The 3,586-nt window shown below is 55.5% G+C and carries 4 protein-coding genes; all 4 read left to right on the top strand.

What is annotated here, in order from left to right:
• Positions 1-896, top strand: an 896-nt coding sequence (locus ACILQA_RS10440) for a TonB-dependent receptor domain-containing protein (protein ID WP_395629631.1), incomplete at its 5' end; no start/stop codon positions are given.
• 143 nt (positions 897-1,039) lie between these two features.
• A complete protein-coding gene (purB, locus tag ACILQA_RS10435; protein WP_183940414.1) occupies positions 1,040-2,350 on the top strand; it encodes an adenylosuccinate lyase in 1,311 nt (436 codons plus the stop codon).
• Positions 2,351-2,455: 105 nt separating this feature from the next.
• Positions 2,456-2,761, top strand: coding sequence for a hypothetical protein (locus ACILQA_RS10430; protein ID WP_395629630.1), 306 nt, complete (start codon positions 2,456-2,458; stop codon positions 2,759-2,761).
• Positions 2,758-3,432, top strand: a complete 675-nt coding sequence (gene pyrF, locus ACILQA_RS10425) for an orotidine-5'-phosphate decarboxylase (protein ID WP_395629629.1) — start codon at positions 2,758-2,760, stop codon at positions 3,430-3,432. The genes ACILQA_RS10430 and pyrF overlap by 4 nt, the downstream gene beginning before the upstream one ends.
• Positions 3,433-3,586: the final 154 nt, after the last annotated feature.

The following is a 3,586-nucleotide window of genomic DNA, read 5'->3' as shown; positions in this document are numbered from 1 at the left end:
AATCATTCGCAACCACATCGACCAACAACGTCGGTGGCGTGCTTATCGAAATCGGGACATTCCCGGTTTCATCGCCTGTGGCCGTTGCGCTGGGTGCACAGCCGCTCACGCCAGAAAAATCGGTTAACATTGGCGGTGGCGTTACATTCACCCCGGTTAGCGGGCTCAGCATCACTGCGGATTACTACAACATAAAAATTAACGACCGCATAACCTTGACCGAAAACCTAACTGGACCAGACGTTCTGGCGTTGCTGACTTCAGCCGGTGTCACGGGCGTAAGTTCGGCGCGCTTTTTCATCAACGGTATTGATACCCGCACAACAGGTCTTGATATCGTTGCCAGCTATCGTGTGCCAGAATTCGGCCTCGGCAAGTTCCGCGTCAGCGTCGGTTATAATTTGAACAATACCAAAATTACCGACCGCCGCGTATTTTCTGGCTTTACCGCACAGCGTTTGTTCGCACGGCAGGAAAGCTATCGCCTGACCGACGGACAACCTAAGAACAAGCTAAACGCCACGCTCGATTGGGATTATAACAATCTTGGCATGACGCTGCGCACGAACCGTTACGGCGAAGTGTTCTTGCCAAGCGGCTTCTCGACAGCGGCAAACAATAGCAACATCGCAATCGGGCCTGGTATCGTCCCAGGCGATATATTCCTGTCGCCCAAGTGGATTACCGACCTTGAGTTCCGCTTCAAACCCGTTGAGTCCGTCTCAATTGCATTTGGCGCGAACAACGTGTTGGATGTGTATCCAGATCGCCTTCCATTCGGAACGGTTGATGGCGTAAGCTATGGCTTGAACAACTCATTCCTGCCTTACAGCTCGCAGTCGCCATTCGGTTTCAGCGGACGGTTTGTGTATGGTCGTGTGTCTATCGACTTCTAAATTGACGACTTTTTGAGAAGCAAGGGCGCGGCGTAAAACCCGCGCCCTTCTTTTTTGTGCGCTTCAGGCGCGTCATTTTTGACGCCTTGCGGTGCGCCTGCTAACGGGGCGACGACTCCCGATAGCAGCAGAAAGCGAACAATATGATCCCACGTTATTCCCGCCCCGACATGGTGAAGATCTGGGAGCCTGAAAACCGCTTTCGCATTTGGTTCGAAATTGAGGCACATGCCACCGACGCGTTGGCCGAACGCGGCGTTGTTCCCGCATCTGCCGCGCAAGCGCTTTGGAAATGGTGGGACACCAACCCAGCTATCGATGTTGCCGCCATTGACGCGATTGAGGCGGTCACAAAGCATGATGTCATCGCGTTCCTGACATGGGTCGCAGAACAAGTGGGCGACGAAGCCCGTTTCATGCATCAGGGGATGACATCCTCCGATGTGCTCGACACCTGCCTTGCGGTTCAGCTCACACAAGCGACCGATCTTTTGCTCGCCGACATGGATGCTTTGCTGGCCGCGATTAAGACGCGCGCGATGGAGCACAAATTTACGCCGACCATCGGCCGCAGCCACGGTATTCATGCAGAACCCGTCACCTTCGGTATGAAGCTTGCGCAAGCTTATGCGGAATTCGCCCGCGGCCGTGAACGCCTTGTGGCTGCCCGCGCTGAAATCGCGACATGCGCCATTTCGGGCGCGGTCGGCACCTTTGCCAATATCGATCCGGGCGTTGAAGCGCATGTTGCGGCAAAGCTTGGCCTCGCGATTGAGCCTGTATCAACACAGGTCATTCCGCGTGACCGCCACGCCATGTATTTCGCAACGCTTGGCGTTATCGCCTCGTCCATCGAGCGCCTCGCGACAGAAGTACGCCATTTGCAGCGCACCGAAGTTCTTGAGGCGGAAGAATATTTCTCGCCGGGTCAAAAGGGCAGCTCCGCCATGCCGCACAAGCGCAACCCAGTGCTCACGGAAAACCTGACTGGTCTTGCCCGTATGGTCCGTGGCTATGTGACGCCTGCTCTGGAAAATGTCGCTTTGTGGCATGAACGCGATATCAGCCACTCAAGCGTCGAACGCTATATCGGTCCGGACGCAACCATCACACTCGATTTCGCCCTCGGCCGACTGACGGGCGTGATTGATAAGCTGTTGATCTATCCTGAACGGATGCAGAAAAATCTCGACCGCATGGGCGGCCTTGTCCATTCGCAACGCGTGCTGCTGGCGCTCACGCAGGCTGGCATCAGCCGCGAGGACAGCTACCGCATCGTTCAACGCAACGCGATGAAGGTTTGGGAATCCGACGGTGCGGAATCACTCATGGAGCTTTTGAAGGCCGATGCAGATGTTTCTGCGAAAATGTCTGCCGAAGAAATCGAAGACCGCTTCAATCTTGATTACCACTTCAAACATATCGACACCATTTTCGAACGCGTATTTGGCTGAGCCTTAGCCGCCGCCAACACGCGCGGCGGCTAGGTTTGTTGGATAGCGCTACCCAAAGGCTAAAACTTGCCATAAGGTAGCGAGGTAAGAAGGAGCTGCGGACCGATGCGATTTTTGAAGATACTCATTTGGGTAACCATCATCATCGGACTTATCGTGTTCGCGACCAACAACTGGGTGCCGGTGTCGGTCAGCCTATGGGGTGGCCTTCGCCTAGACACAAAATTGCCGGCGCTGGTCATTGCGGCGTTTCTCATTGGTTTTTTACCGCTGTATTTCCTGCACCTGACGCAGGTGTGGCGCTTAAAAAAGCGCATAATGACGCTTGAGGCGAACCAACGCGGCTCGGCCCTACCGCCACCGCCGCCAGCCTCCCCTCCCCCTGCCTATGCCGCTGTGGATATGATATGACCAACCCAATTTTCGTCGCAATCGACACCCCTTATCTGGATGACGCGCTGGAATTGACGCGGCGTATTAAGGACCAAGTCGGCGGGATTAAACTTGGCCTCGAATTTTTCTGTGCCAACGGACATCATGGCGTGCACGAAGTGCAAAAGCTCGGCCTGCCGATCTTTCTTGATCTGAAACTGCACGACATTCCCAATACCGTTGCCAAGGCGATGCAGGCGATTAACACCTTGGAACCAGCCATTGTCACCATCCATGCTGCCGGTGGTCGCGCAATGATGGAAGATGCCAAGGCGGCAGCCGGAGCTCATACCAAAGTCGTCGCCGTCACGGTTTTGACCAGCCTCGACGACCATGACCTTAACCGCGTCGGCGTGTCAGACACGGCGGATCTTCAGGTCGCCCGACTGGCGGCATTGGCGCAAGAAGCCGGGCTCGACGGCATTGTGTGTTCGGGCCATGAAGTGAAAGCGGTTAAAAAATATTGGAAGGACGGGTTTTTCGTTGTTCCGGGTCTTCGTCCCGCCGGTGGCACCAGCGCGGATCAAAAGCGCACCGTTACCCCCCGTCAGGCACGCGACGACGGCGCAAGCATATTGGTTATCGGACGGCCCATTACCAAGGCCGAAAGCCCCGAAGATGCAGCACGGGCCATTATGGGCACGTTGTAACGCAAGACGCTGGCCCCGAGGTTGCGCAAGTTCAGCATGACGGAAGCCTTCGGGTTCGCTAGTTAGCCAGCATGCAAACGCAAATCAAAATCTGTGGTCTAAAAGACGAAGCAAGCATTGACGCTGCGGCAAAAGCTGGCGCCACGCATGTTGG

It is taken from the genome of Sphingorhabdus sp., assembly GCF_044239005.1.
GTDB lineage: Bacteria > Pseudomonadota > Alphaproteobacteria > Sphingomonadales > Sphingomonadaceae > Sphingorhabdus_B.
The sequence above is the reverse complement of the archived record's forward strand: the minus strand, read 5'-3'. Positions and strand labels throughout refer to the sequence as shown.

Bases quoted from the DNA above. Each gene is read 5' to 3' on its own strand.
- pyrF (WP_395629629.1), top strand. From the start codon at position 2,758: ATGACCAACCCAATTTTCGTCGCAATCGACACCCCTTATCTGGATGAC.
- purB (WP_183940414.1), top strand. From the start codon at position 1,040: ATGATCCCACGTTATTCCCGCCCCGACATGGTGAAGATCTGGGAGCCT.
- ACILQA_RS10430 (WP_395629630.1), top strand. From the start codon at position 2,456: ATGCGATTTTTGAAGATACTCATTTGGGTAACCATCATCATCGGACTT.